This is a genomic window from Geodermatophilus poikilotrophus (assembly GCF_900111455.1).
GTDB lineage: Bacteria > Actinomycetota > Actinomycetes > Mycobacteriales > Geodermatophilaceae > Geodermatophilus > Geodermatophilus poikilotrophus.
Genome location: NZ_FOIE01000004.1, coordinates 39395 through 62351 on the forward strand (window position 1 = coordinate 39395; position 22957 = coordinate 62351).

The 22957-nt window shown below is 75.0% G+C and carries 21 protein-coding genes and 1 pseudogene; 15 read left to right on the forward strand and 7 right to left on the reverse strand.

Going from position 1 to position 22957, the window contains the following annotated elements; genetic code table 11:
- Nucleotides 1–14: 14 nt before the first annotated feature.
- On the forward strand, nucleotides 15–704 hold the full coding sequence (locus BMW27_RS10085; protein ID WP_091443297.1) for a class I SAM-dependent methyltransferase: 690 nt from the start codon (nucleotides 15–17) through the stop codon (nucleotides 702–704).
- Nucleotides 705–782: 78 nt separating this feature from the next.
- Here the strand turns inward: BMW27_RS10085 and BMW27_RS23970 are convergent, their stop codons facing one another.
- Nucleotides 783–989 carry a hypothetical protein gene (locus BMW27_RS23970; protein WP_245743508.1) on the reverse strand — a complete coding sequence of 69 codons (207 nt, stop codon included), beginning with the start codon at nucleotides 987–989 and terminating at the stop codon, nucleotides 783–785.
- A 58-nt stretch (nucleotides 990–1047) separates the two neighbouring features.
- On the opposite strand from BMW27_RS23970, the gene BMW27_RS23975 reads away from it, so the two are divergent.
- Nucleotides 1048–1647, forward strand: coding sequence for a hypothetical protein (locus BMW27_RS23975; RefSeq protein ID WP_245743509.1), 600 nt, complete (start codon nucleotides 1048–1050; stop codon nucleotides 1645–1647).
- A gap of 74 nt (nucleotides 1648–1721) precedes the next feature.
- Here BMW27_RS23975 and BMW27_RS24570 read toward each other — a convergent pair.
- Nucleotides 1722–1832: pseudogene (locus BMW27_RS24570) on the reverse strand (lytic murein transglycosylase); the annotation flags it as partial.
- Between the two features lie 61 nt (nucleotides 1833–1893).
- Between BMW27_RS24570 and BMW27_RS23980 the strand changes: the two are divergent.
- A complete protein-coding gene (locus BMW27_RS23980) occupies nucleotides 1894–2073 on the forward strand; it encodes a hypothetical protein (protein ID WP_245743510.1) in 180 nt (59 codons plus the stop codon).
- 262 nt (nucleotides 2074–2335) lie between these two features.
- Here the strand turns inward: BMW27_RS23980 and BMW27_RS10095 are convergent, their stop codons facing one another.
- Nucleotides 2336–4681: a SpoIIE family protein phosphatase gene (locus tag BMW27_RS10095; protein ID WP_245743461.1), complete on the reverse strand. Its 2346-nt coding sequence runs from the start codon at nucleotides 4679–4681 to the stop codon at nucleotides 2336–2338.
- 212 nt (nucleotides 4682–4893) lie between these two features.
- Between BMW27_RS10095 and BMW27_RS23350 the strand changes: the two genes are divergently transcribed.
- Nucleotides 4894–5058, forward strand: coding sequence for a hypothetical protein (locus tag BMW27_RS23350; protein WP_175486462.1), 165 nt, complete (start codon nucleotides 4894–4896; stop codon nucleotides 5056–5058).
- Between the two features lie 478 nt (nucleotides 5059–5536).
- On the opposite strand, the gene BMW27_RS10100 is transcribed toward BMW27_RS23350, so the two are convergent.
- Together BMW27_RS10100 and BMW27_RS10105 are read right to left on the reverse strand one after the other, a co-directional pair.
- A complete protein-coding gene (locus tag BMW27_RS10100) occupies nucleotides 5537–6589 on the reverse strand; it encodes a potassium channel family protein (protein WP_245743462.1) in 1053 nt (350 codons plus the stop codon).
- Between the two features lie 90 nt (nucleotides 6590–6679).
- On the reverse strand, nucleotides 6680–8425 hold the full coding sequence (locus BMW27_RS10105) for a class I adenylate-forming enzyme family protein (protein ID WP_091443306.1): 1746 nt from the start codon (nucleotides 8423–8425) through the stop codon (nucleotides 6680–6682).
- A gap of 84 nt (nucleotides 8426–8509) precedes the next feature.
- On the opposite strand from BMW27_RS10105, the gene BMW27_RS10110 reads away from it, so the two are divergent.
- From BMW27_RS10110 to BMW27_RS10120, 3 genes are all read left to right on the forward strand, one after another.
- The gene (locus BMW27_RS10110; RefSeq protein ID WP_091443310.1) at nucleotides 8510–9361 is read left to right on the forward strand and encodes a patatin-like phospholipase family protein; all 852 of its coding nucleotides are present in this window, start codon (nucleotides 8510–8512) and stop codon (nucleotides 9359–9361) included.
- Nucleotides 9362–9495: 134 nt separating this feature from the next.
- Nucleotides 9496–10617 carry a glycerophosphodiester phosphodiesterase gene (locus tag BMW27_RS10115; RefSeq protein ID WP_091443313.1) on the forward strand — a complete coding sequence of 374 codons (1122 nt, stop codon included), beginning with the start codon at nucleotides 9496–9498 and terminating at the stop codon, nucleotides 10615–10617.
- A gap of 43 nt (nucleotides 10618–10660) precedes the next feature.
- Nucleotides 10661–11368 carry a DsbA family oxidoreductase gene (locus tag BMW27_RS10120; RefSeq protein ID WP_091443316.1) on the forward strand — a complete coding sequence of 236 codons (708 nt, stop codon included), beginning with the start codon at nucleotides 10661–10663 and terminating at the stop codon, nucleotides 11366–11368.
- A 55-nt stretch (nucleotides 11369–11423) separates the two neighbouring features.
- Here the strand turns inward: BMW27_RS10120 and BMW27_RS10125 are convergent, their stop codons facing one another.
- Nucleotides 11424–12995 (reverse strand): long-chain-fatty-acid--CoA ligase, encoded by a 1572-nt coding sequence (locus BMW27_RS10125; protein WP_217638108.1) that lies wholly within the window; start codon nucleotides 12993–12995, stop codon nucleotides 11424–11426.
- A gap of 33 nt (nucleotides 12996–13028) precedes the next feature.
- On the opposite strand from BMW27_RS10125, the gene BMW27_RS10130 reads away from it, so the two are divergent.
- From BMW27_RS10130 to BMW27_RS10140, 3 genes are read left to right on the forward strand one after another with little or no spacing between them, the layout of a single operon-like run.
- Nucleotides 13029–14354: an acyl-CoA dehydrogenase family protein gene (locus tag BMW27_RS10130; RefSeq protein WP_245743463.1), complete on the forward strand. Its 1326-nt coding sequence runs from the start codon at nucleotides 13029–13031 to the stop codon at nucleotides 14352–14354.
- A complete protein-coding gene (locus BMW27_RS10135; RefSeq protein WP_091443319.1) occupies nucleotides 14351–15340 on the forward strand; it encodes an acyl-CoA dehydrogenase family protein in 990 nt (329 codons plus the stop codon). The genes BMW27_RS10130 and BMW27_RS10135 overlap by 4 nt, the downstream gene beginning before the upstream one ends.
- Entirely contained in the window at nucleotides 15337–16218 is an 882-nt protein-coding gene (locus BMW27_RS10140) for an enoyl-CoA hydratase-related protein (RefSeq protein WP_091443322.1), read from the forward strand. The genes BMW27_RS10135 and BMW27_RS10140 overlap by 4 nt, the downstream gene beginning before the upstream one ends.
- A 76-nt stretch (nucleotides 16219–16294) precedes the next feature.
- Here BMW27_RS10140 and BMW27_RS10145 read toward each other — a convergent pair whose 3' ends face one another.
- Complete coding sequence (locus BMW27_RS10145; protein WP_091443325.1) at nucleotides 16295–16798, reverse strand: MarR family winged helix-turn-helix transcriptional regulator; 504 nt, start codon at nucleotides 16796–16798, stop codon at nucleotides 16295–16297.
- A gap of 88 nt (nucleotides 16799–16886) precedes the next feature.
- Between BMW27_RS10145 and BMW27_RS10150 the strand changes: the two genes are divergently transcribed.
- From BMW27_RS10150 to BMW27_RS10170, 5 genes are all read left to right on the forward strand, one after another.
- On the forward strand, nucleotides 16887–17444 hold the full coding sequence (locus tag BMW27_RS10150) for a YceI family protein (RefSeq protein WP_091443328.1): 558 nt from the start codon (nucleotides 16887–16889) through the stop codon (nucleotides 17442–17444).
- A gap of 217 nt (nucleotides 17445–17661) precedes the next feature.
- The gene (locus BMW27_RS10155) at nucleotides 17662–18852 is read left to right on the forward strand and encodes an FAD-dependent monooxygenase (RefSeq protein WP_175486464.1); all 1191 of its coding nucleotides are present in this window, start codon (nucleotides 17662–17664) and stop codon (nucleotides 18850–18852) included.
- A 45-nt stretch (nucleotides 18853–18897) separates the two neighbouring features.
- Nucleotides 18898–19251, forward strand: a complete 354-nt coding sequence (locus BMW27_RS10160; RefSeq protein ID WP_091443334.1) for a hypothetical protein — start codon at nucleotides 18898–18900, stop codon at nucleotides 19249–19251.
- A 183-nt stretch (nucleotides 19252–19434) separates the two neighbouring features.
- Complete coding sequence (typA, locus tag BMW27_RS10165) at nucleotides 19435–21324, forward strand: translational GTPase TypA (protein ID WP_091443337.1); 1890 nt, start codon at nucleotides 19435–19437, stop codon at nucleotides 21322–21324.
- Between the two features lie 325 nt (nucleotides 21325–21649).
- Entirely contained in the window at nucleotides 21650–22906 is a 1257-nt protein-coding gene (locus BMW27_RS10170; RefSeq protein WP_091443340.1) for an aldose epimerase family protein, read from the forward strand.
- Nucleotides 22907–22957: the final 51 nt, after the last annotated feature.

Below are 22957 nucleotides of genomic sequence, written 5' to 3' on the forward strand. Positions count from 1 at the left end.
GCCAGGCTGGTCCCGTGGGGAGCGTGGTCTTCGACTACGACTCGGCGCCGGAGCGCTACCGGCTGGGCACGGCGGTCGCCCGAGCCCACTCGACGGCGAGCCTGTACGCCGAGGTCGCGACCCGGCTGGTCTCGCTGGGGGCTCGGCGGATCCTGGACGTCGGGTGCGCCGACGGCCCGCTGCGGTCGGAGCTGCTCGCCGGGCCCCTGGTGGTGGGGCTCGATGCGGCGGCCGCGATGGTGTGCGCGCACCCGGCGCCCGCGGTCCGCGCCGACGCGGCGCGGCTGCCCTTCGTCGACGCCTCGTTCGACGCGGTGACGGCGCTCAACGTGCTGTACCACCTGGCCGATCCGCGCCTCGCGCTCCGGGAGGCCCGGCGGGTGCTGCGGTCGGGCGGAACGCTGCTGGCTTCGGCGATCGCCAGGGACGACTCGCCGGAGTTCGCGCGGTTCTGGCGGCGTCCGGGGACGTCGTTCGACGCCGAGGAGGCGCCGTCCCTGGTGGGCGAGGTCTTCGGCTGCGTGGCGGTCCACCGGTGGGACGCGCCGCTGGTGACCCTGCCCGACGCCGCAGCGGTCCGCGACTACCTCCTCGGCCGGCAGGCGCCGCCGGACGCCGCCGCGCGGGCGGCCGAGGAGCTCCGGCCCCCGGTGCAGGTGACCAAGCGCGGCGCCCTGGTGATCGCCGCCGTCACTCGCGCCTGACCCTCGCGTACAGGCCGGCTGCTCGTCGCCGTCGGTGCCGAGCCCTCCGCGTGAGGGCGGACGCCGCCGGGCACGCCGTCAGGCGGCGCAGTCCAGACGGGCGGCGTCCCCGGTCCCGATGACCACGGTGATCCGGTCGACGTCACCCACCTGCGCGGCGCCGGTCAGGCCCAGCGCGTCGGCGAGCGCCGTCGCCACCGCGTCCTGGCCGTCGGGGTACAGGACGGCCGAGGTCGCGTCCTGCGTCGCGGTGACGACGCCGACCGTGCCCCCTGCCTCCACCACCCGGGCTCCGACGGCGGCCCGCGTGACGGGGTCCGCCGAGCCGTCGCGGATGTCGACCGTGCCGAGTCCCGCGACCGCCGGGGTGGTGCACCCGGGCGTCGCGACAGGCGAGGTCGTCGTGGTGGGGGGAGTGGTGACCGGTGGGGTCGTCGACGGCGGCGTCGTGGTCGGGGGAGTGGTGACCGGTGGCGTCGTGGTGGGCGGCGTCGTGGTCGGCGGAGTCGTGACCGGTGGCGTCGTCGAGGGCGGGGTCGTGGACGGCGGTGTGGTCACGGGTGGTGTGGTGACCGGCGGGGTCGTCGTCGGGGGTGTGGTGACCGGCGGCGTCGTGGTCGGGGGTGTGGTGAGCGGCGGTGTGGTCGACGGCGGTGTGGTGACCGGCGGCGTCGTGACCGGTGGGGTCGTCGGCGGCGGCGTGGTCGACGGCGGCGTGGTCGACGGCGGCGTGGTGACCGACGAGGACGGCGACCCCGAGGCCGTCGACGGCGAGGAGGACGACGGCGCGGCGGGCGGTGGCGGGCTGGAGGCCGGCGGCACGGCGGGCGGCGGCCCCGGGTTCGCCGGCGGCTCCGACGGCGGGGGCACCGCGTCGGTCGGCACGGTGGGTGGCGGCGTCCCGGCGTACCGGGCGGCGAGGGTCAGGACCGTCGCCACGTAGGCGTCGGAGTGGTTGTACGCCAAGACGGCGCGGCGCTGCCCGGCCACGGCGGTGAGGTCCCCACCAGCGGCGCACAGGTACCGGGCCGTGGCCCGAGCCGCGTCGTGGATGTCGAAGGGGTCGCTGCTGCTGTCGCCGTCCCCGTCGCTGGCATAGCGCGCCCAGGTGGACGGGATGAACTGCATCGGACCGACGGCGCGGTCGTACGCCGGATCGCCGTCGAGGCGCCCGCCGTCGGTGTCGCGGATGACCGCAGTGCCGTTCCCGTTCAGCTGGATCCCGATGATCCGGGGCGCCGACCGGCCGTCGGTCTGCAGCACCGCCCCGGCGAAGCGGCCGTGGTCGGACTCGACCCGGCCGATGGCGGCGACCAGCGACCAGGAGATGCCACAGCCGGCCGGCGCCGCCGCGGCGGCGGAGTCGTAGGCCGCCTTGGCGACCGACGGGATCCCGCCGGCCGCCAGACCGGAGGCGGCAGCCGCCGCGCTCGACGCCGGTGACGCGGTCGTCCCGGGGACCGCGGACGGAGGAGCGGCGGACGTCGAGGAGGCGGAGGTCGGGGAGGTGGAGGTCGGTGAGGCAGGTCTGCCGGCCGGGTGGGACGACGCCTGGGACGCGACCGGCGACGGCTCCTGCGCGGTGCTCCCGGCGCCCACCGGCGAGGACGCCATCAGGGTGGCGGTGGCGATCACCACGGCCGCGCCGCGCCACAGGACCGGTCCGTGTCCCCTGGAGGGCGCCGGGACCAGCGAGGAGCGCGACCGCCGCCGGGAACGCCCCCGGACACCCGTTCCGGACTCCTCCGACATGGCACCGTCCCCCATGACCCGACCCGTACGCACCGCTGCTGGCCCGATCGAGTCTCTCCCGGCCGGCCGTGCTCCGCGCCCGCCAATCCGGGGGGTCCGGTGCACCAGGAGTGTGGCGGCGGATCAGGTGTCCGGGAAACCGGGCGGCGTGCGGTTCGGTCCGGCCGCGGCCCGCGCTGGTCGTGCAACCGGACGGCGACCAGCGCCACGTCGTCCTCCGGCTGCGGCGGCAGCATGCGCTCCAGCAGCCGGTCGACCAGGTCGTCGAGCGACAGGTCGTCGGCGGCGAGGTCGGTCAGCGTCACCTGCAGCCGCTGCAGGCCCTCCTCGATGGGCTGGTCGCGCGCCTCGATCAGCCCATCGGTGTAGAGCAGGACCGTCGTGCCGTACGCGAGCACGACCTCGTGCTCCTGCCGCGCGGTGTCCGGTACCACCCCCAGCAGCAGGTCCGCCTTCTCCCCGGCGAGGAGCCGCACGCCGCCGTCGGGGGCGACGACCGCGGCCGGCGGGTGCCCGGCGCTGGACCACCGCAGGCGGGTCAGTCCGCGCTCCTGGAGGTCCTCGTCCTGCTCGAGCCGCCCCGCCAGCGCGGTGGCGATGATCCCCGTCCGCAGGGTCTCCAGCACCTCGTCGGTCCGGCGCAGGACCTCGGCCGGGCCCTCGTGGTCGACGGCGGCGAGGCTGCGCAGCACCGTCCGGGCCTGCCCCATGGCCGCGGCGGCCTCGGTGTCGTGGCCGATGACGTCGCCGATGACGAGCACCGTGGCCCCGTCCGGCTGCATGAAGGCGTCGTACCAGTCGCCGCCGACGTCGGCGGCCTCCGCCGCGGGGGTGTAGCGGACCACGATCTGCACGTGGTCCGGCTGCACGGGCCTGGTCAGCAGCGACCGCTGCAGGCCGGCGGCCAGGTCACGCTGCTGGCGGTACAGCCGCGAGTTGTCGAGGGCCAGGCCGGCGCGTCCGGCCACGTCCGTGGCGGTGTCCCGCTCGGCAGCGGTCATCGACGCGCGGTTGGAGCCGTTGAACAGGCTGAGCAGGCCGACGGTCCGGCCCCGCCCGCGCAGCGGCAGCACGACCATCGACTCCGGGGCGAGCTCGGCGACTAGGTCGCGCGCCTCACCGGGGACCAGCACGCGCTGGACGGCCGCGGTGGCTCCCGAGTGGACGGTGGCGCTCCGGCCGGTGACCAGCGCCCGGAGCAGGAAGGAGTCCTCGGTGAGGGCCGGGATGCGCCGCTCCGCATAGGCGTCGAGGGTCGCCCGCACCGCCTCGTCGGCGTGCCACCAGCCGATGTCGCGCAGGTTCCGCCGGCCACCGGCCGGCCCCTCGTCGTCGACGAGGGTGACGATGCACCAGTCGGCCAGCGCCGGGACGACCAGCTGCGCCAAGTAGGCGACCGCCCGCTCGGCGTCCATCGTCCCGGTCAGCTGCTCGGTGACCGCCGCGAGCAGCGCGCTGCGCCGGGCTGCCTCCGCCGCCACCTCCTGCGCCCGGCGTCGGTCGGTGATGTCCAGGAAGTAGAGGCCGAGCCCGCCGTTCTCCGGCACCGCCCGCACCTCCACCCAGACATCGGGCTCCCCGGGGTAGTGGGCCTCGAAGGTGACCGCCTCGCCGCTGCGCACCGCCTGCCGGTAGCGCTCCTCGAAGACGGTCCCGACGGTCGCGGGGAAGGCCTCCCACAGGCTGCGGCCGAGCAGTTCGTCGCGGGAGCGGCCGGTGAGGCGCTCGGCCCGGGCGTTGACGTAGCTGACGCGCCAGTCGGCGCCCGTGGCGAGGTAGCCGATGGCGAGGGACTCCAGCGCGGCACGGATGCGCTCGCTGCTCTCCCGCTCGGCCGTCACGTCGTGGGTCGCGCCCACCAGGCGGAGCGGGTTGCCGGCCGCATCGGTGATCATCTGCCCGCGCGCGGACAGGTGCCGCGTGCTGCCGTCGGGGAGCGGCACGCGGTACCCGGTGGTGTACTCGCCGGCGCCTGCCAGCGCGGCCTCCACGTCGGCGGCCACCCGGGGCACGTCGTCGGGGTGGATGTGCCGGTAGGCCTCGGCCAGCTCGCCGCTGAAGCCCTCGGGTGCCACACCGAGCAGCTCGAACATCCGGCGGTTCCAGGTGAGCCTGCCGGTGGCGACGTCCACCTCGAACGTCCCGATCCCGGCGGCGTCCACCGACAGGGCGAGCACCGCCCGCGCGGCGTCGTCGCCGTCGGCCGCCGTCCCCGTGCCCGCCACGTCCACGCTCCTCCCGGCGGGCAGCCCGTCGCCGTCCACGCCCGCCGACCATTGTGGACGGCTGTCGGGGGAACGGCTCCACAGCCCTCGAGCCGCGCAGGTGGCCCGCGGCGGTGCGCCGTCCACCCCGTCGGGGTGACGTCTGTGTTGCACGGCTGGATCCCGGGTCCGTCGGTGCCGACCGTCCAGGCAACCGATGGAAGGAGCTCGTCATGCGGAACATGGCGTGCAGGGCCGTGGCCCAGGCCTCGCTGGTCGCGACGACGGCCTCGCTGGACGACGAGCAGCCGTGGCCGCTGCTGCTGGTGGCCGGCTGGCTGACCACCGCGTCGGACCTGGTGCAGCAGGCCGACGCCCTGGAGGCCGTCCTCGTCTGACGCCCCGCTGCGGGGAGCGGCGTGCGCCTCGGTGACCATGGGAGCCGTGCGCGACGTCCCGGCCCCCGCACCCGGTCCGTGACGGACGTCCCCGCCGCTGCCCGTCGTCTCGACGCGGCGCTCGAGTGGGCGCCGACCGGGCGGCGCGCGGTGCCGGTGCTCGTGGTGCTGGTCGTCCTCGCCGGCCTCGTCGGCGTCGGCACCGTCGCACTGCTGCTGCTGCTCGGCCTGTCCGCCGGTGTGCACGACCCCGCCGGTGGGCGCGCCGTCATCGTGCTGACCGCGCTGGCCCACCTCGCCGTCGCGCTGCCGCTCGGTGTCCTGGTCGGACTGCGGTGGCAGCGGCCGACCGCGGCCTGGCTCGGCGCCGGCCGCCGTCCCGCTCGGGCGGAGGCCGCCCACGCGTTGCGGCTGCCCGTCGCGCCCGGACTGACGCACCGTCGGTCGGCGCCCGCTGGGCGCACCCGGCGCCGTCCGGTCAGTACGCCGCGGCGACGTGCCCGCCCGGCGGGTGCGACCGGACGACGACGAGCACGTCCTCGGTCTCCAGCGTGCCGATCAGCGGGTCGTCGAAGCGCAGCGTGCGCCCGCCGCGGGTCACCGACAGCACGACGTCGCGCAGCTGCCGCGGACCCAGGCCGACCTCGCCGGCCGTGACCCGCCGCTGGTGCAGGTCGAGGCCCTGGCCGCCGGTGACGAGGTCCTCCACGGTGGCCACGACGCGCGGCGCGTCGGTGGACAGACCCAGCAACCGGCCCGCGGTGGCCGACGTGGTGATGACGGTGTCGGCGCCCGACTGGCGCAGCAGCTGGGCGTTCTCCTCCTCCCGCACGGAGGTGGTGATCGGCACGCTGGGGTTGAGCTGCCGGACCGTCAGCGTGATCAGCACCGACGCGTCGTCCCGGTTGGCGGCGACGATGACCGCGCGGGCGCGCTCGACGTGCGCCCGGCGGAGGACGTCGGTGCGGCTCGCGTCGCCGATGATCCCGTGCAACCCCACCGAGTTGGCCTCGTCGATGGCCCGCGGCTCGGGGTCGACGACGACGATCTGCTCCAGCGGGGTGCCGCTGGACTGCAGGGAGCGGATGGCGCTGCGGCCCTTGGTGCCGTAGCCGCACACGATGACGTGCTGGCGCACGCGGGACCTCCAACGACGGATGCGGAACTCCTCGCGGGTGCGCGCGGTCAGCGCCTCGAGGGTGGTTCCGATGAGGACGATCAGGAACAGGATGCGCAGCGGCGTGATGACCAGGATGTTGACGATGCGGGCGCCCTCGGTGACGGGCGTGATGTCGCCGTACCCGGTCGTCGAGAGCGTGACCGTCGAGTAGTAGATGGCGTCGACCAGGCCGATGCCCACCTGGTCGCCGTCCCGGTAGGAGTCGCGGTCGAGCCAGACGATGAACACGGTGAAGGCCAGGACCAGCGCCGCGATCACCACCCGGCGCCAGACCTGGCGGAACGGGGAGAGCTCCTCGTGCGCGATCCGCACACCGGAGTGCTCGCTCATGTCTCCCGGATCGCCGTCCACCCGCGGGACGATAGTGAGCCGCCCGGCGGCGCGCGTGCACGCCGCACCCGTCCGGGTGAGCGGACGGGTGCGGTGCCGGGGGAGGTGGGCTCAGCTCCCGGGAACGGCGGCCCGCTCCCGCGCGGCGAGCTCCCGCTTGAGCACCTTGCCCGCGGCCGACACCGGGATCGCGTCGATGAAGACGACGTCGCGCAGCCGCTTGTACGGCGTCACCCGTCCGTTGACCGCCGCCATGACCGACTCGGCCGTCAGCGCGGCCCCGGCGTCGTCGGCCCTGCGGACCACGTAGGCCACCGGCAGCTCCCCGGCCTCCTCGTCCGGCCGGCCGACCACGGCCGCCCCGGCGACCCCGGGGACGCCGAACAGCACCTCCTCCAGCTCGCGCGGGAAGACGTTGTAGCCCTTGTGGAGCAGCATGTCCTTGGTGCGGTCGACGATCGCCAGGTAGCCGTCCTCGTCGAGGACGCCGACGTCACCGGTGTGGAACCAGCCCTCGGGATCGATCGCCTCGGCGGTCGCCTCCGGCCGGTGCGCGTAGCCGCGCATCACCTGCGGCCCGCGGATGCACACCTCGCCGCGCTCGCCGGCCGGCAGCGGCGCCCCACCGCCGAGCGGCTGGATGCTGATCTCGGTGTCGAAGACCGGCACGCCCACGCTGCCGGGCTTGCGCGTGCCCGAGCGGTGCACCGGGTTGCCGGTGGCCTGCATGGTGACCTCGGTCAGCCCGTACCCCTCGCCGATGACGGCGTCGGGCAGCAACGCCTGCAGCCGTCCGATGAGCGGGACCGGCAGCGGCGCCGCGCCGCTGGAGACGCTGCGGACGTGTGAGCCCAGGCCGGCGTCCTCGATGCCCGGTACCTGCAGCAGGGCGACGAAGACCGGGGCAGCCCCGCCGATGAGGGTGACCCGGTGCCGGACGGCGTCCTCGACGTAGCGCACCGGGTCGAAGCGCCGGTGGACGACCGTCATCGTCCCGGCCATGACCATGCCGTTGAGGTAGCCGATCGCGCCCATCGCGTGGAACCACGGCGTGAGGTTGACCAGCCGTGCCTCACCCAGGGCCGTCGGGTACTCGTCCCGCCCGAGCACCTGCCGCAGGGTCACGTCGCCGGCCTCGTCCAGCTCGGGCAGCGACCCCGACGACCAGCAGGCCGACTGCAGCACGTTGGTGACGACCGCGCGGTGCGGCAGCTCGACACCCTTGCTGACCCCGGTGGTGCCGCCGGTGTAGGCCAGGTGCGCGAGGTCGGCCGCCGGGTCGACGGCGGCGTCGAGGTGCCGGTCGGTGGGGTCGCCGGCGAGCAGGTCGGCGAGGTCGACCTCCCCGGCCTCCAGCTCCAGCCGGGCGCGGAGGTCGAGGGTGTGCGCCTCCCCGGTGACCACCACGGTCCGCACGGGCGTGGCCGCCAGGGCCGGCCGCGCGAACGGCAGCACCTGGTCCCAGGTGACCAGCACGCGGGCGCCGGCGTCGGTGAGCTGCGCGGCGAGGTCGGCGGCCGGGAGCAGCGGGTTGGTGGGGGAGAAGGTCGCCCCGGCGAGCAGCACCCCGTAGTAGACCGCCGGGTACTGGCGGCAGTTCGGGAGGTGCACCGCCACGACGTCGCCGCGCCCCACCCCGGCGTCGGCCAGCCAGTTGGCGACGGCGTGCGCCCGGGCGCCGAGTTCGGTGTAGGTCAGCGGGACGTCGTGGTCGACGAACGCCGTCCGGTCGCCCCAGCGACGCACGGCGGCCCGCAGGATCGAGCCCACCGGGACCGCGGGGAAGTCCAGCGACCGCGGCAGGCCGGGCGGCCAGCTGTGCGCGGTCGGGGTGGGTGCGTCCTGCGCGTCCGTCATGCGGGTCGTCCCCTCTCCGGAGACCCACAGCGTGGCGCACGTCACTACCCGTGTCGAGGTCGGACGGTGGGTGAGGATGGCGGCATGAACGGCCAGCGCACGGCCCTCGTCCTCGGCGGCGGCGGCATCACCGGCATCGCGTGGGAGGTCGGCGTGCTCGCCGGCCTGGCCGAGGCCGGCGTCGACCTCACCGGCGCCGACCTCGTGGTGGGCACCTCGGCCGGTTCGGTGGTCGGCGCGCAGGTCACCAGCGGCGCCGACCTCGAGGCGCTGTTCGCCCGCCAGCTCGAGCCGCCCACCGGCGAGCGGGCAGCCCGGATGACCCGTGCCGCGCTGGCCCGCTACGCCTGGGCGGTGCTGCGCAGCCGCGGGGACGACGCCGGGTTCCGCCGGCGGGTCGGGGCGCTGGCGCTGGCCGCCGAGCAGGCCGGGCTGACCCCGACCGAGCAGGAGCGGCTCGACGTCATCGGCTCCCGCCTCGTCAGCCGCGAGTGGCCCGACCGCGACCTGCGCGTCACCACCGTCGACGCGGGGACCGGGGAGTTCCGCGTCCTCGACCGCACCTCCGGCGTCCCGCTGGTGCACGCGGTCGCGGCCAGCTGTGCCGTCCCCGGCGTGTACCCGCCGGTGAGCATCGACGGCCGCCGCTACGTCGACGGCGGCATGCGCTCCGCGGCCAACGCCGACCTCGCCGAGGGGTGCGACCGGGTCGTCGTCCTCGCGCCCGTCCCGCGCGGTGTCGGTCCGCTGGCCAGCGTCGACGCGCAGGTCACCGGGATGGTGGCGCGGGTCGCGGTCGTGTCCCCGGACGAGGCCGCCCGCCGCGCGATCGGCCGCAACGTGCTCGACCCCGCTGCCCGCGCGGGTTCCGCACGCGCGGGCCGGGCGCAGGCCGCCGGCGTGGCCGCGGAGGTCGCCGAGGTCTGGAAGGGCTGAGCCGGGCTCCCCAGGGGACGCCGGGCCGGGGTTCACCCCGTGTTCGCGGGAGCGCTCACGTCGCGGCCACGTCGCCGGGCTGGGATCGTCCGGGCCGACGGCGAGGGTCGCCGTCCGAGCCCGGGGGAGAACCCATGTCACGTGCGCACCGCCAGACCGCGCTGCTCACCGCGTCCGTCCTCGCCGTCCCGCTGCTGCTGACCGGGCCGGCCACGGCCGTGCCGCCGGAGCAGGAGGCCGGGGACGGGGTCGGCGAACTGCTCGTCATCGGGCACCGCGGCGCCTCGGGCTACCGGCCCGAGCACACCCTGGCCTCCTACGAGCTGGCCGCCCGCATGGGCGCGGACTACGTCGAGCCCGACGTCGTCAGCACCTCCGACGGCGTGCTGGTCACCCGCCACGAGAACGAGATCTCCGGGACGACGGACGTCGCCGACCGGCCCGAGTTCGCCGACCGGCGCACCACCAAGGTGATCGACGGCACCGAGCTGACCGGCTGGTTCACCGAGGACTTCACGCTGGCCGAGCTGCGCACGCTGCGCGCGGTGGAGCGGCTGCCCGACGTCCGTGAGGAGAACACCCTCTACGACGGCCTCTACCAGGTGCCCACCCTCGACGAGGTGCTCGAGCTGCGCGAGGAGCTGTCCCGGGAGCTGCGCCGCGAGGTCGGCGTCTACATCGAGACCAAGCACCCCACCTACTTCGACTCCATCGGGCTCTCGCTCGAGGAGCCGCTGGTCACCGACCTCGACGAGGCCGGGCTCGACGGCGAGGGCGACCCGGTGTTCCTGCAGTCGTTCGAGACCGCCAACCTGCGCCAGCTCGACGGCGTCGTCGACGTCCCGCTGGTGCAGCTGCTGTCGGCGACCGGCGCACCGGCCGACCTGGTGGCCGCCGGTGACCCGCGCACCTACGCCGACCTGTCCACGGCCGAGGGGCTGGCGGCGATCGGGGAGTACGCCGACGGTGTGGGCCCGGAGAAGGCCCAGGTCATCCCGCGGGAGGCCGACGGCACCCTCGGCGAGCCGACGTCCTTCGTGGCCGACGCGCACGCCGCGGACCTGCTCGTGCACCCGTACACCTTCCGCAACGAGAACGAGTTCCTCCCGGCCGAGCTGCGCGATCCCGGCGAGGAGCCGGGCGACTACGGCCGGGCGATCGACGAGCAGCTGGTGTTCTGGCAGACCGGCATCGACGGGTTGTTCACCGACAACCCCGACACCGGCGTGGTCTCCCGGGACCTGTTCGAGAACTGAACCGCTCGGAATGCCGGGTGGCGCCAGGGACGTTCGGCCGGGCGTGAAGGTGGAGATCTGGTCCGACGTCGTCTGTCCCTGGTGCCACATCGGCAAGCGCCGCTTCGAGGCCGCCCTGGAGCGGTTCGCGCACCGGGACGCCGTCGAGGTGGAGTGGAAGTCCTTCGAGCTCGACCCGGGCGCGCCCTCGGCCGCCGCGGGCGACCCCGTCTCACCGACCGAGTACGCCGAGCGGCTGGCGAGGAAGTACGGCACGTCGGTCCCCAGCGCCCAGCAGATGACCGACTCCATGACCCAGCAGGCCGCCGCCGAGGGGCTGGACTTCCGGTTCGACCGGGCGGTGCGGGCCAACACCTTCGACGCCCACCAGGTGATCCACCTGGTGGGCGAGCGCGGGGTGCAGGACGCGGTCGAGGAACGGCTGCTGACCGCCTACTTCAGCGAGGGCGAGGCGGTCGGCGACCGCGAGACCCTCGTCCGGCTCGCCGCCGAGGCGGGGCTGGACGCCGACGAGGTGCGCGCGGCGCTGGAGGACCAGCGCCACGCCGGCGCGGTCCGGGCCGACGAGGCCGAGGCGCAGGCGCTGGGCATCAGCGGCGTGCCGTTCTTCGTCGTCGACCGGAAGTACGGCGTCAACGGCGCCCAGCCGGCCGACGCGCTGCTGCAGGTGCTCGAGCGGGCCTGGGCCGAGCGCACGCCGCTCATCCCGGTGATCACCGGCGGCGAGGTCTGCGGCCCCGACGGCTGTTGACGGAACCCCTCCCGGGCCGGCCCCTCGCAGGCCCGGGGTGGCCGAGGAGGGGTCGCTAGACGACCGGTTCGGCGACCAGCGACCCGGCTGAGTGCTCCTCCCGCAGCCGGGTCTTGAGCACCTTGCCGCTGGGGTTGCGCGGCAGTGCGGGGACCACCGAGTACTCCCGCGGGTTCTTGTAGGACGCCAGCCGCTCGCGGCACCACGCGGTCAGCTCCGCCGGCGTCGGTGGGTCGGCCGGGTCCCGCGGGGCGACGACGGCCAGCGGCGCCTCCCCGTAGCGGGCGTCCGGGACGCCGATCAGCGCGACCTCGCCGACCTTCGGGTGCCCCGCCAGCACGTCCTCGACCTCGGCGCAGTACACGTTCTCGCCGCCGGTGATGATCATGTCCTTCTTGCGGTCGACGACGTAGAGGTACCCGTCCTCGTCCTGCCGCACCAGGTCGCCGGAGTGGAACCAGCCGCCGGCGAAGGCCTCCGCGGTGGCCTCCGGCTTCCCCCAGTACCCCGTCATGACCATCGGGCTGCGGTAGACGATCTCGCCCACCTCGCCCGGCGGGACGTCGTCCATCGCGTCGTCCACCACGCGGACCTCGACGTTGAGCATCGGCGTCCCGATCGAGCCGATCTTGCGCACCGAGTCCTCGCCGCGCAGGAAGCAGGTGACCGGGCTGCACTCGGTCTGCCCGAAGGCGCTGACCACCTCGGCCTGGGGGAAGGTGTCGATCATCGTCCGCAGCAGGGTCGTCGAGGCCGGCGCCGCGCCCCAGGAGATGCGTCGCAGCGAGGACAGGTCGCGCGAGGCGATGTCGGGGACGGCGACCACGGCCGCCCACATCGCCGGCACCAGGAAGATGCTCGTGACCCGCTCACGCTCGATGAGGTCCAGCGTGGCCACCGGGTCGAAGCCCCCGGAGCGCAGGATCACGTGGGTGCCGCCGAGCAGCAGCGGCGGCAGGCCCCCGGCCAGCCCGGCGATGTGGAACAGCGGCGCGCCGGGGACGGCGACCCGGTCGTCGGGGTCCACGCCGAGGTGGGTGACCTGGCTGAAGACGTGCACGAGCAGGTTCCGGTGGGTCAGCACGGCGCCCTTGGGCCGGCCGGTGGTGCCCGAGGTGTACATGATGAAGGCGGCGGCGCCCTCGTCCACCTCGACGTCCAGCGGCTCGGCGCCCGCGGCGGCCAGCGCCTCCTCGTAGTCCCCGCCGATGGTGAGCACGGTGCGCACTCCGGGCGCCTGCCGGCGAGCCCTGGCCGCGACCTCGGCGAGCGCGGTGTCGACCACGAGGGCCACCGCGCCGCTGTCGGTCAGCACGTAGCCGACCTCGTCGGCGACCAGCCGGAAGTTGACCGGGACGACGACCGCGCCCAGGCGCACCCCGGCGAGGTAGGCCTCCCACACCTCCAGCCCGTTGAGGCCGAGGACGGCGACGCGGTCGCCCGTGCCCACCCCGCGACCGGCCAGTGCGCGGGCCAGCCGGGTCACCCGCTCGTCGAGCTCGGCGTAGCTGCGCCCGGTGCCCTCGAACCGCAGCGCGACGGCGTCCGGCGCCCGGCGGGCCCACCGCGCCAGCTGGTCGCTGCTCGTCATGCCGCGGCCCTGCAGCCGGGGGATCTCTGCGCTCACGGGGCCTCCTGACCGCCGGGTGGAACGCGGGTCATGCTGGCCGGGGCTGCGGAGGCGGTCAACAGCCGGTCGTCGTTGACCACCGAGGGTGACCGCTGTCACGCTGCGGCCGACCGCTCGACGAGGGAGGCGCCGCTCGTGGACTTCGACGACACCCCCGAGGAAGCCGAGTACCGGGCCGGCGTCCGGCGGGCCCTCGAGCAGCACGCCGCCGAGCTGCTGCACGTGAGCGCGGGGGAGGAGGCGGTGGACGCCGCCACCGCCGAGGCCGAGCTGCGCCGCACGCAGCGGGTGCTGTACGAGACCGGCCTGGTGGGCGTGACCTGGCCCCGCGAGCACGGCGGGCAGGGCGGCACGCTGGTGCAGCAGGCGATCGTGCAGCAGGAGCTGGCCCGCGCCCGGGTCCCGACCCTGATCAACCACATCGGCCTAGGCATGTGCGGGCCCACGGTCATCGCCCACGGCAGCGACGACCAGCGGCAGCGGTACCTCACCCGCCTGCTGCGTGCCGACGACGTCTGGTGCCAGCTGTTCAGCGAGCCGGCGTCCGGCTCCGACCTCGCCGCGCTGCGCACCACCGCCGTCCGGGACGGCGACGACTGGGTCGTCAACGGCCAGAAGGTCTGGACGACGCTGGCGCACGTCGCCGACCGGGGCATCCTGCTCACCCGTACCGACCCGGGGAAGCCCAAGCACGCCGGCCTGACGATGTTCGTCGTCGACATGCACGCCCCCGGGGTGACCGTGCGGCCGCTGCGGCAGATGATCGGCTCGGCCGGGTTCAACGAGGTGTTCTTCGACGACGTCCGGATCCCCGACGGCGAGCGGCTGGGGGAACCCGGCGAGGGCTGGCGGGTCGCGCTGACCACGCTGATGAACGAGCGGGTGGCCATCGGCGGGGCCGGCAGCGACCTCGGCATCCCGGTCGAGGCGCTCGTCGCGCACGCCCGGCAGCGGCTGCCGCAGCTGGACCACGACCGGCAGGTGCTCGCCCGGCAGGCGCTCGGCCGGGCGGTCGTCGCCTCCCTCGCGACCCGGTACACCGGCTACCGCCGCTTCTCCGAGCTCGGCCGGGGCGGGGTGCCCGGGGCGGAGGCGAGCGCGGGCAAGCTGGCCGGCACCGCCGCGGCGAAGCTGGTCGCCGACGCCGGCGTCCGGCTGCTCGGGGACGACGCCGTGTACGCCGCAACCGCCGAGGGCGACGAGACCTGGCAGCGCAGCCAGGGCTTCCTCCCCGGCCTGGCCATCGCCGGGGGCACCGACCAGGTGCTGCGCAACATCCTGGGCGAGCGGGTGCTCGGGCTCCCACCGGAGCCCCGCGCCGACAAGACCGCCCCCTTCTCCGGCGGTGCCCGGTGAACTTCGACCTCGGCCCCGACCAGCGCGACGCCGCCGCCGGCGCGCGCGACTTCTATCGCGGATCGGCCTCCCCGTCCGCCGCCCGTGCCGCGCTCGAGGGCGGCGACGTCGCGCCGGGCCGCAAGGCGCTGGCCGACATCGGCTTCCTCGGCATCACCGTCCCCGAGTCGGCCGGCGGGGCGGGCGGGTCGCTGCTCGACCTCGCCGTCGTCGCCGAGCAGGGCGGAGCCGTGCTGGCCGGCCCGTCGCTGGCGACCGCCGCCCGCGCCGCGGTGCTGCTGGCCGAGGCCCCCGACCTGGCCGCGCGGCTGGCCGACGGCTCGGCGGCGTTCGCGGTGCTCGACGGCCCGGTCACCGGGTCGTCGCCGTCGATGGACGCGGCCGGCGCGACGCTGTTCCTCGGCCTGGACGACGGCGCCCTCGTCCTCGGCGAGGGCGGGGCCACCCCGGGCCGGCCGCTGGACGCCACCCGTGGGCTGGCCTCGGTGCGGCTGACCTCGCGGCGGGTGCTGGCCGACGACGCCGCGCAGCTGTGGGCCCGCGCCCAGCAGGTCGCCACCGTGGTGCTCGCCGCGGAGGACCTCGGGGCCGCCGACGCCGCGGTGCGGATGGCCGTCGGGTACGCGCAGCAGCGGGAGGCGTTCGGCCGGCGGATCGGCTCCTACCAGGCGGTCAAGCACATGCTGGTCGACGCGTGGGTCGGCGTGGACCAGCTGCGCTCCCTGGTGTGGTGGGCCGCCTGGGCCGCCGACGCCGCGCCGGACGAGCTCCCGCTGGCCGCCTCCGCCGCCAAGGCGCTCGCGGCCGAGGTGCTCGAACGTGCCGCCGAGACCTGCATCCAGGTGCACGGCGGGATCGGCTTCACCTGGGAGCACGACGCGCACCTGTACTGGCGGCGGGCCAAGGTCGACCGGCTGCTGCTCGGCGACGCCGCCGAGCACCTCGACGCCGTCGCCCGGCTCGCCGTCGCCGGTGCGCTCGGGTGACCGCGACCCAGCTGCGCTACGCGGTGGCCGACGGCGTCGCCACGATCACCCTGCACCGGCCCGAGCGGCTCAACGCCTTCACACCGGTCATGGCCGCGGAGCTCGCCGCGGCCGCCGAGGCCGCCGACGCCGACGACGACGTCCGGGTGGTGCTCGTGACCGGCGCCGGCCGGGCCTTCTGCGCCGGTGCCGACCTCGGTGGCGGCGAGGACACCTTCCGCGACCGCGGCGCGCGCCCCGACCCGGTGCCGCGCGGCACGGTGGACGGCGTCCCCCGGGACTGGGGCGGCATCGCCTCGCTCCCCTTCGCCCGGCTGCGCAAACCCGTTCTCGCCGCCGTCAACGGGCCCGCGGTCGGCATCGGCGCCACGATGACGTTGCCGATGGACGTCCGGATCGCGGCCGCGTCGGCCCGGTTCGGCTTCGTCTTCACCCGCCGCGGCATCGTGCCGGAGGCCGCGTCGTCGTGGTTCCTGCCGCGGGTCGTCGGCATCAGCCAGGCGATGGAGTGGGTGGCCACCGGCCGGGTGTTCGACGCCGCCGAGGCGCTGCGCGGTCGGCTGGTGTCCCGGGTGGTGCCGGACGACGAGCTGCTGCCGACCGCGCTCGGCCTGGCCCGCGAGATCGCCGACAACACCTCGGAGGTCGCGGTCGGAGCCGCCCGTCAGCTGCTGTGGTCGATGCTGGGGGCGTCCTCGCCCTGGGACGCCCACCGCGCCGAGTCCCGGGCCCTCGTCGAGCTCGGCGCCGGTCCGGACGCCGCCGAGGGCGTGGCCTCGTTCCTCGAGCGGCGGCCGCCGCGGTTCGGCGCACCGGTCGGGGACGGCACGGTGGCCGGCGTCCCCCGCTGGCCGGCTCCGCCCGACGACGTCTCCTGACCCGAGGGGACCCGCTGTGGCCCCGTCCCGGGCCCCGCCCCGAGCCTGCGAAGGGTGGGGAGGACGGGGTCCTCCATCAGCGGGTGCCGAGGTGGCGCAGCAGCGTCTCGCCGAGGTCGCGCATCGCCGCGACCTGCTGGGGGGAGAGCTGGTCGAACAGGTGGGTGCGCACGCCCTCGACGTGCACCGGCGCGGCCGCCTCGAGGGCTGCGAACCCGTCGTCGGTGAGGACGGCGAGCTGGCCGCGGCCGTCGTCCGGACAGACCTGCCGGCGCACCCAGCCCCGCTCCTCCAGCCGGGAGACGGCGTGCGAGAGCCGGCTGCGCGAGGACAGGCAGCGGTCGGCGAGCTCGCTCATCCGCATCCTCCGGCCCTCGGTCTCCGACAGGGCGACCAGGATCTCGTAGTAGGCATGCGAGATGCCGGTGGCGTGCGTGAGCTCCCGGTCGAGCCGGTCGAGCAGCAGCTGGGCGCTGTAGAGCCAGGCCCGCCAGGCCTGCTGCTCCCCGGCGTCGAGCCAGCGGGTCCCCTCGGCGTCGGAGCCGGGGTCCCGGGGAGCGCGCGACACGTCGGCGGTCATGCCCTCAGGGTACTGGCGGAATAGATGAGTCTTCAACTACTGTTCTGCTCAGCACGATGGTCCAACGCTCAACCACTTGGAGGCTCCCATGACCACCGCCATCCAGATCCCCGGGTACGTCGTCGGCACCTGGGACATCGACGCCAGCCACTCGACGGTCGGCTTCTCCGTCCGGCACATGATGGTCAGCAAGGTCCGCGGCTACTTCCGCGAGTTCTCCGGCGAGGTCGTCACCGCCGAGAACCCGGAGCAGTCCACCGTGACCGCCACGATCGACATGGACTCGATCGACACCCGCCAGGAGCAGCGCGACGCGCACATCCGCTCCGCCGACTTCTTCGACGTGGGCAACCACACCGTGATGACCTTCCGCTCGACCGAGGTCCGGGCCGACGGTGCCGACTGGACCGTCGTCGGCGACCTGACCATCAAGGGCATCACCAAGCCCGTCGAGCTGGCCCTCGAGGTCAACGGCTTCGGCCCCGACGCCTACGGCGGCACCCGCGCCGGCTTCAGCGCCCGGACCGAGATCTCCCGCAAGGAGTTCGGCGTGGACATCGACATGCCGATGGACGGCGGCGGCGTCGTCGTCGGCGACAAGATCACCGTCGAGCTCGAGATCGAGGCCGTGCTCCGCACCGCCTGAAGGAGGACCCCACCCTCCTCACCCCCCGAACGCTCGGGGTGAGCCCCTGGGCGGGGCCGTGCGGGAGGGCCCCGGACGCCGAGTCGCGTCCGGGGCCCTCGCCGCCTCCGCGCACCGGGCGGATCGCGGGAACCCTGCTGCCGTCCCCGGCGTCTGCCAGTTCACACCCGTGCGGCGCGGCGGTCGGTCCCGCGTTCCGCGCGGCGGGAGAGGGGGCGTGGCCGTGCGGGTCCTCGTCGTCGGAGCCGGCATCGCCGGGCTGTCGGCTGCTCTGCGGCTGCGCCAGCTCGGCGGGTCCCCGACCCTGGTGGAGGCTGCGCCCGGGCCCCGGGGTGGCGGCTACATGATCGACTTCTTCGGTCCCGGCATCGACGCCGCCGACCGGCTGGGGCTGCGACCGGCGCTGGAGCGCATCCACGCCCCGATCGAGCGCCTGGTGTTCGTCGACGGGTCCGGTCGCTCGCGGGTCGCCGTCGGCTACCCGGCTCTGCGCCGCCGCCTGTTCGGTGGGCGGCACCACAACTTCCTGCGCGGCGACCTGGAGGCCGAGCTGTACGCCGCGGCGCGCGACGCCGGCGTCCAGCTGTCCCACGGGCGCAAGGTGACCGGCGTGCGCCCGGCCGCGGCGGCCGGGGACCCGGTCGTCGTGCGCTACGCCGACGGTGCCGAGGAGGAGTGGGACGTCGTCCTCGGCGCCGACGGGATCCACTCGCGGGTGCGCGACGGCGTGCTGGAGCCGGACGAGTGGAGCACCCGCGACCTCGGTCACGCCGTGTGGACCTGGATCGTGGACCGCAGCCTGCCGGGGGTGCGTCGCGAGGACTTCGTCACGCTCACGGCACCCGGACGCATGGTGGCCGTCTATCCCGTGGACGAGAGGCGCACCGCCGCGTTCTTCGTGCACCGGTCGCCCGACGGCGGGGGTGAGCCCGGTGCCGACCTCCCCGCGACGCTGCACCGCCGCTTCGGCGACCTCGGCTGGCTCGTCCCGGAGCTGCTCACGACCTTCCCGTCGGCCGTGGACCGCTACACCGACCGGACCGTGCAGGTCCGCTCACGGGTGTGGCACCGCGGCCGGGTCGCGCTGCTCGGCGACGCGTGCTGGTGCGTCTCCCTGCTCGCCGGCCAGGGGGCGTCGCTCGCGCTCGCCGGCGGTGCGGCGGTGGCCGAGGAGCTGGCGACGGTGTCGGCGCCCGCCGACGTCCCCGCCGCGCTGGACCGGGCCCGCGACCGGCTCGGGCCCGTCGTGGCTCGGCTCGCCGACGCGGGCGCCCGCACGGCGTCCTGGTTCGCGCCCGAGGAGCGGTGGCGGATGGCCGTGCGGGACGCGTCGCTGCGGGCATCGGCCTGGCCGGTCGTCGGCCCGGTGCTCGGCCGACGGCTCGGCTTCATCCGTCCGGCCGCGTAGCCCCGCACCGGGTGCGGCCCTGCCGGGCCGGGGACACTGGGGGGCATGACGAGCTCGACCCTGACCCGCACGCGCACCCGCATCCCCTCCGCCCTCCTCGTGGCCGTCGGCCTGGCGGCCGGCTTCGGCGTCGCGCAGGGCACCGGGATCCGCGCCCTCGGCGGCGCGGTCTTCGCCCTCGGCGGGCTCGGCGCGGCCTGGCTGTGGGTGGCGCGCCGCGGCTGGGCGGCCGCCCTGGGCCTGGGTGCGCTCTACGTCGGCGCCTTCGTGCTCGCGCACGTGCTGGCGCTCGGCGTGGGGATGGCGTCCTGGCTGGCCGTCGGCCTGGTGACCCTCGTCGCCGCCGGGGTCACCTACACGGTGGCCGACCGTCCGCGGGCGGGTGAGCTCACGCGCTGACCGGCTGGCGCGAGCTCGGCTCCCTGCAGGGTCCCGCCGCGGGCTCGCGAGCGGAGGGGGCAGGGAGTCTTCCACTAGCATGGGAAGGTCGCCGGGCCGGCGGCTGTTGACCCTGGTGTCTGGGCGCTCCGCAACAGAGACGGACGCGCCGACCCCCTGAACTCTCCCGAGGTGCCCTCCCGCATGCCCACCCGCGACGACCTGCGCAACGTGGCGATCATCGCCCACGTCGACCACGGCAAGACCACCCTGGTCGACGCCCTCCTCCGCCAGGCCGGCGCGCTCGGCCGCGCCAAGGGCGAGGGGACGGACAACGACTCCACGCAGGACCGCGTCATGGACTCGATGGACCTCGAGCGTGAGCGCGGCATCACCATCCTCGCCAAGAACACCGCCATCCACCTGGCCGACGAGAACGGCAACCCCGTCGTCGTCAACATCGTCGACACCCCCGGCCACGCCGACTTCGGCGGCGAGGTCGAGCGCGGGCTGTCGATGGTGGACGGCGTCGTCCTGCTCGTGGACGCCTCCGAGGGCCCGCTGCCGCAGACCCGCTTCGTGCTGCGCAAGGCGCTGGGCAAGGGGATGCCGGTCATCCTCGTGGTCAACAAGACCGACCGGTCCGACGCCCGCATCGCCGAGGTCGTCGACGAGACCTACGAGCTGTTCATGGAGCTGCTCGAGGACAACGGCATGGACCCCGAGGCCCTCGAGTTCCCGATCGTCTACAGCAACGGCAAGACCGGGCAGGCCTCGCTCACCCGGCCCGCCGACGGCACCAGCCCCGACAGCCCCGACCTCGGCCCGCTGGTCAAGACGCTGCTGGACACCATCCCGGCGCCGACCTACGACGCCGAGGAGCCGCTGCGCGCGCAGGTCACCAACCTCGACGCCTCGCCCTACCTCGGCCGGCTGGCGCTGCTGCGCATCCACTCCGGCACGATGAAGAACGGCCAGCAGGTCGCCTGGTGCAAGACCGACGGCACCATCCAGCGCGTCAAGATCACCGAGCTGCTGGTGACCGAGGGCCTCACCCGGACCCCGGCCGAGAGCGCCGGCCCCGGCGACCTGGTCGCCATCGCCGGCATCGAGGACATCATGATCGGCGACACCCTCGCCGACCCGAACGACCCGCGCCCGCTGCCGCCGCTCACCGTCGACGAGCCGTCGATCTCGATCACCATCGGGATCAACACCGCGCCGCTGTCCGGTCGCTCGGGCAAGAAGCTCACCGCGCGGCTGATCAAGAACCGCCTCGACCAGGAGCTGGTCGGCAACGTCTCGGTGCGGATGCTGCCCACCGAGCGCCCCGACACCTGGGAGATGCAGGGCCGCGGCGAGCTGGCACTGGCCATCCTCGTCGAGCAGCTGCGCCGCGAGGAGTTCGAGCTGACCGTCGGCCGCCCGCAGGTGGTCACCAAGGAGATCGACGGCAAGCTGCACGAGCCCGTCGAGCGGGTCACCATCGACACCCCCGGCGAGTACGTCGGCACGCTGACCCAGGCGCTGGCCACCCGGCGCGGGCGCATGGAGAACCTCGTCCACCACGACACCGGCTGGGCGCGGATGGAGTACATCGTCCCGTCCCGCGGCCTGATCGGGTTCCGCACCGAGTTCCTCACCGAGACCCGCGGCACCGGCGTCCTCAACCACAACCTCGAGGGCTACGAGCCGTGGCTGGGCGACATGCGCGCCCGGCCCACCGGCTCGCTGGTCGCCGACCGGCAGGGCGTGGCGACCTCCTACGCGATGTTCTCGCTGCAGGAGCGCGGCTCGATGATGGTCGCCCCCGGCACCGAGGTGTACGAGGGCATGATCGTCGGCGAGAACTCCCGCCCCGACGACATGGACGTCAACATCACCAAGGAGAAGAAGCTCACCAACATGCGGTCCTCGACCGCGGAGGAGCTCGAGCGGCTGGTCCCGCCGCGGATCCTCAACCTGGAGCAGGCGCTGGAGTTCTGCGCCGAGGACGAGTGCGTCGAGGTCACGCCGGCCGCCGTCCGGGTGCGCAAGGTGATCCTCGACCAGAACGAGCGCGGCAAGGCCAAGAACCGCAAGCCCAAGGCCTGACGGAAGACCCCGCCGCCTCGAGAGGGCCCCGTCCTCCTCACCCCCTCGCGGGTTCGGGGCGAGCCTCGGGACGGGGCCCGCGGTGATCACCTGCAGCCGAGTCGCTGATCAGAGGCCCCGTCCGCGCGTCGGACGGGGCCTCTCCGCGTGGTCGCGGGGCGCGCGGGTCGGTTGACACCGCTTCCCGGGCCTCCCTAGCGTCTGGCGGCGTTCTGGGGCCGCACCACGGGGGAGTCGAGCGCACGCCGTCCCAGGGGCGGGCTCGGCAGCGGTCCTGCCGCCGAGCGACGACGCCGGTGGCCCGCCACGGACACCCGGAGTACCCATGCCCGGACACCCGCAGCCCGCTGCGCCCCCTCGCTCCGCCCGGCCATCGCGCCGGCGCCGCCGCTCGCTGGTCGCCGTCCTCGGCGCCGGTCTGCTGACCGGTGGCCTCGCCGCACCGGCGGGGGCGACCGACGACCGGGACAGGGACGCCGGTGGCGCCGGCAGTGGTCCGAGCACGAGCGTGGAGCCCTTCGGTGCCACTCCCGACGGCACCGCGGTCGAGCGCTGGACCCTCAGCAACGGCGACACGACGATGCGCGTGCTGACCTTCGGCGGCGTCATCCACACCCTGGAGGTGCCCGACGCCGACGGCGAGGTCGAGAACGTCGTCCTGGGCCACCCGGACCTCGAGGGCTACTACACCGAGGGTGACCCGTACTTCGGGTCGCTCATCGGCCGTTACGGCAACCGCATCGCCGGGGGTCGCTTCACCCTGGACGGGCAGACGTACCAGCTGCCGCTCAACGACGGTCCCAACACGCTGCACGGCGGGCCCGGAGGCTTCTCCGAGCGGGTCTGGACCGCCACCGACGTCAGCGACGACGAGGTGGCCGCCCTGCAGCTGGAGCTGGTCAGCGAGGACGGTGACCAGGGCTTCCCCGGCACGCTGACCACGACGGTCACCTACCGGCTGGACGCCGAGTCGCGGCTGACCGTGCACTACCAGGCCACGACCGACGCCCCGACCGTCGTCAACCTGACCCAGCACACCTACTGGAACCTGGCCGGCGAGGGCTCCGGGGACATCTACGACCACGAGCTGCAGCTCAACGCCAGCGGCTACACGCCGGTCGACGAGACGCTCATCCCGACCGGCGAGGTCGCCCCGGTGGAGGGCACGCCGTTCGACTTCCGCGAGCCCACGCCGATCGGCGCGCGCATCCGCGTGGCCGACCAGCAGCTGCTCTACGGGCAGGGCTACGACCACAACTGGGCGCTCGACCGCGAGGACGACGGCGCGCGGGAGGGCTCGGACAGCGGGGACGCCCTGGAGGAGGCGGCCGTGCTGCACGACCCGGACAGCGGCCGGACGCTGACCATCTCCACGACGGAGCCGGGCATCCAGTTCTACTCGGGCAACTTCCTCGACGGCACGCTCGTGGGCACCGGCGGCGGGGTCTACCGGCAGGGCGACGGGCTGGCGCTGGAGACCCAGCACGCCCCGGACTCGCCGAACCAGCCGGAGTTCCCCTCGACGGTGCTGCGCCCGGGCGAGGTGTACGACAGCACGACGGTGTTCGAGCTGACCTCCTGAGGTCCCCGGCGCCCCCGTGGACGCGCAGGTCCGCGGGGGCGCCGTCACCGA

Bases quoted from the DNA above. Each gene is read 5' to 3' on its own strand.
- BMW27_RS23980 (WP_245743510.1), top strand. From the start codon at position 1,894: ATGACCGCAGTGCCGTTCCCGTTCAGCTGGATCCCGATGATCCGGGGC.
- BMW27_RS23350 (WP_175486462.1), top strand. From the start codon at position 4,894: ATGCGGAACATGGCGTGCAGGGCCGTGGCCCAGGCCTCGCTGGTCGCG.
- BMW27_RS10105 (WP_091443306.1), bottom strand. From the start codon at position 8,425: ATGACGGACGCGCAGGACGCACCCACCCCGACCGCGCACAGCTGGCCG.
- BMW27_RS10110 (WP_091443310.1), top strand. From the start codon at position 8,510: ATGAACGGCCAGCGCACGGCCCTCGTCCTCGGCGGCGGCGGCATCACC.
- BMW27_RS10115 (WP_091443313.1), top strand. From the start codon at position 9,496: ATGTCACGTGCGCACCGCCAGACCGCGCTGCTCACCGCGTCCGTCCTC.
- BMW27_RS10130 (WP_245743463.1), top strand. From the start codon at position 13,029: ATGCTGGCCGGGGCTGCGGAGGCGGTCAACAGCCGGTCGTCGTTGACC.
- BMW27_RS10145 (WP_091443325.1), bottom strand. From the start codon at position 16,798: ATGACCGCCGACGTGTCGCGCGCTCCCCGGGACCCCGGCTCCGACGCC.
- BMW27_RS10150 (WP_091443328.1), top strand. From the start codon at position 16,887: ATGACCACCGCCATCCAGATCCCCGGGTACGTCGTCGGCACCTGGGAC.
- BMW27_RS10160 (WP_091443334.1), top strand. From the start codon at position 18,898: ATGACGAGCTCGACCCTGACCCGCACGCGCACCCGCATCCCCTCCGCC.
- typA (WP_091443337.1), top strand. From the start codon at position 19,435: ATGCCCACCCGCGACGACCTGCGCAACGTGGCGATCATCGCCCACGTC.
- BMW27_RS10170 (WP_091443340.1), top strand. From the start codon at position 21,650: ATGCCCGGACACCCGCAGCCCGCTGCGCCCCCTCGCTCCGCCCGGCCA.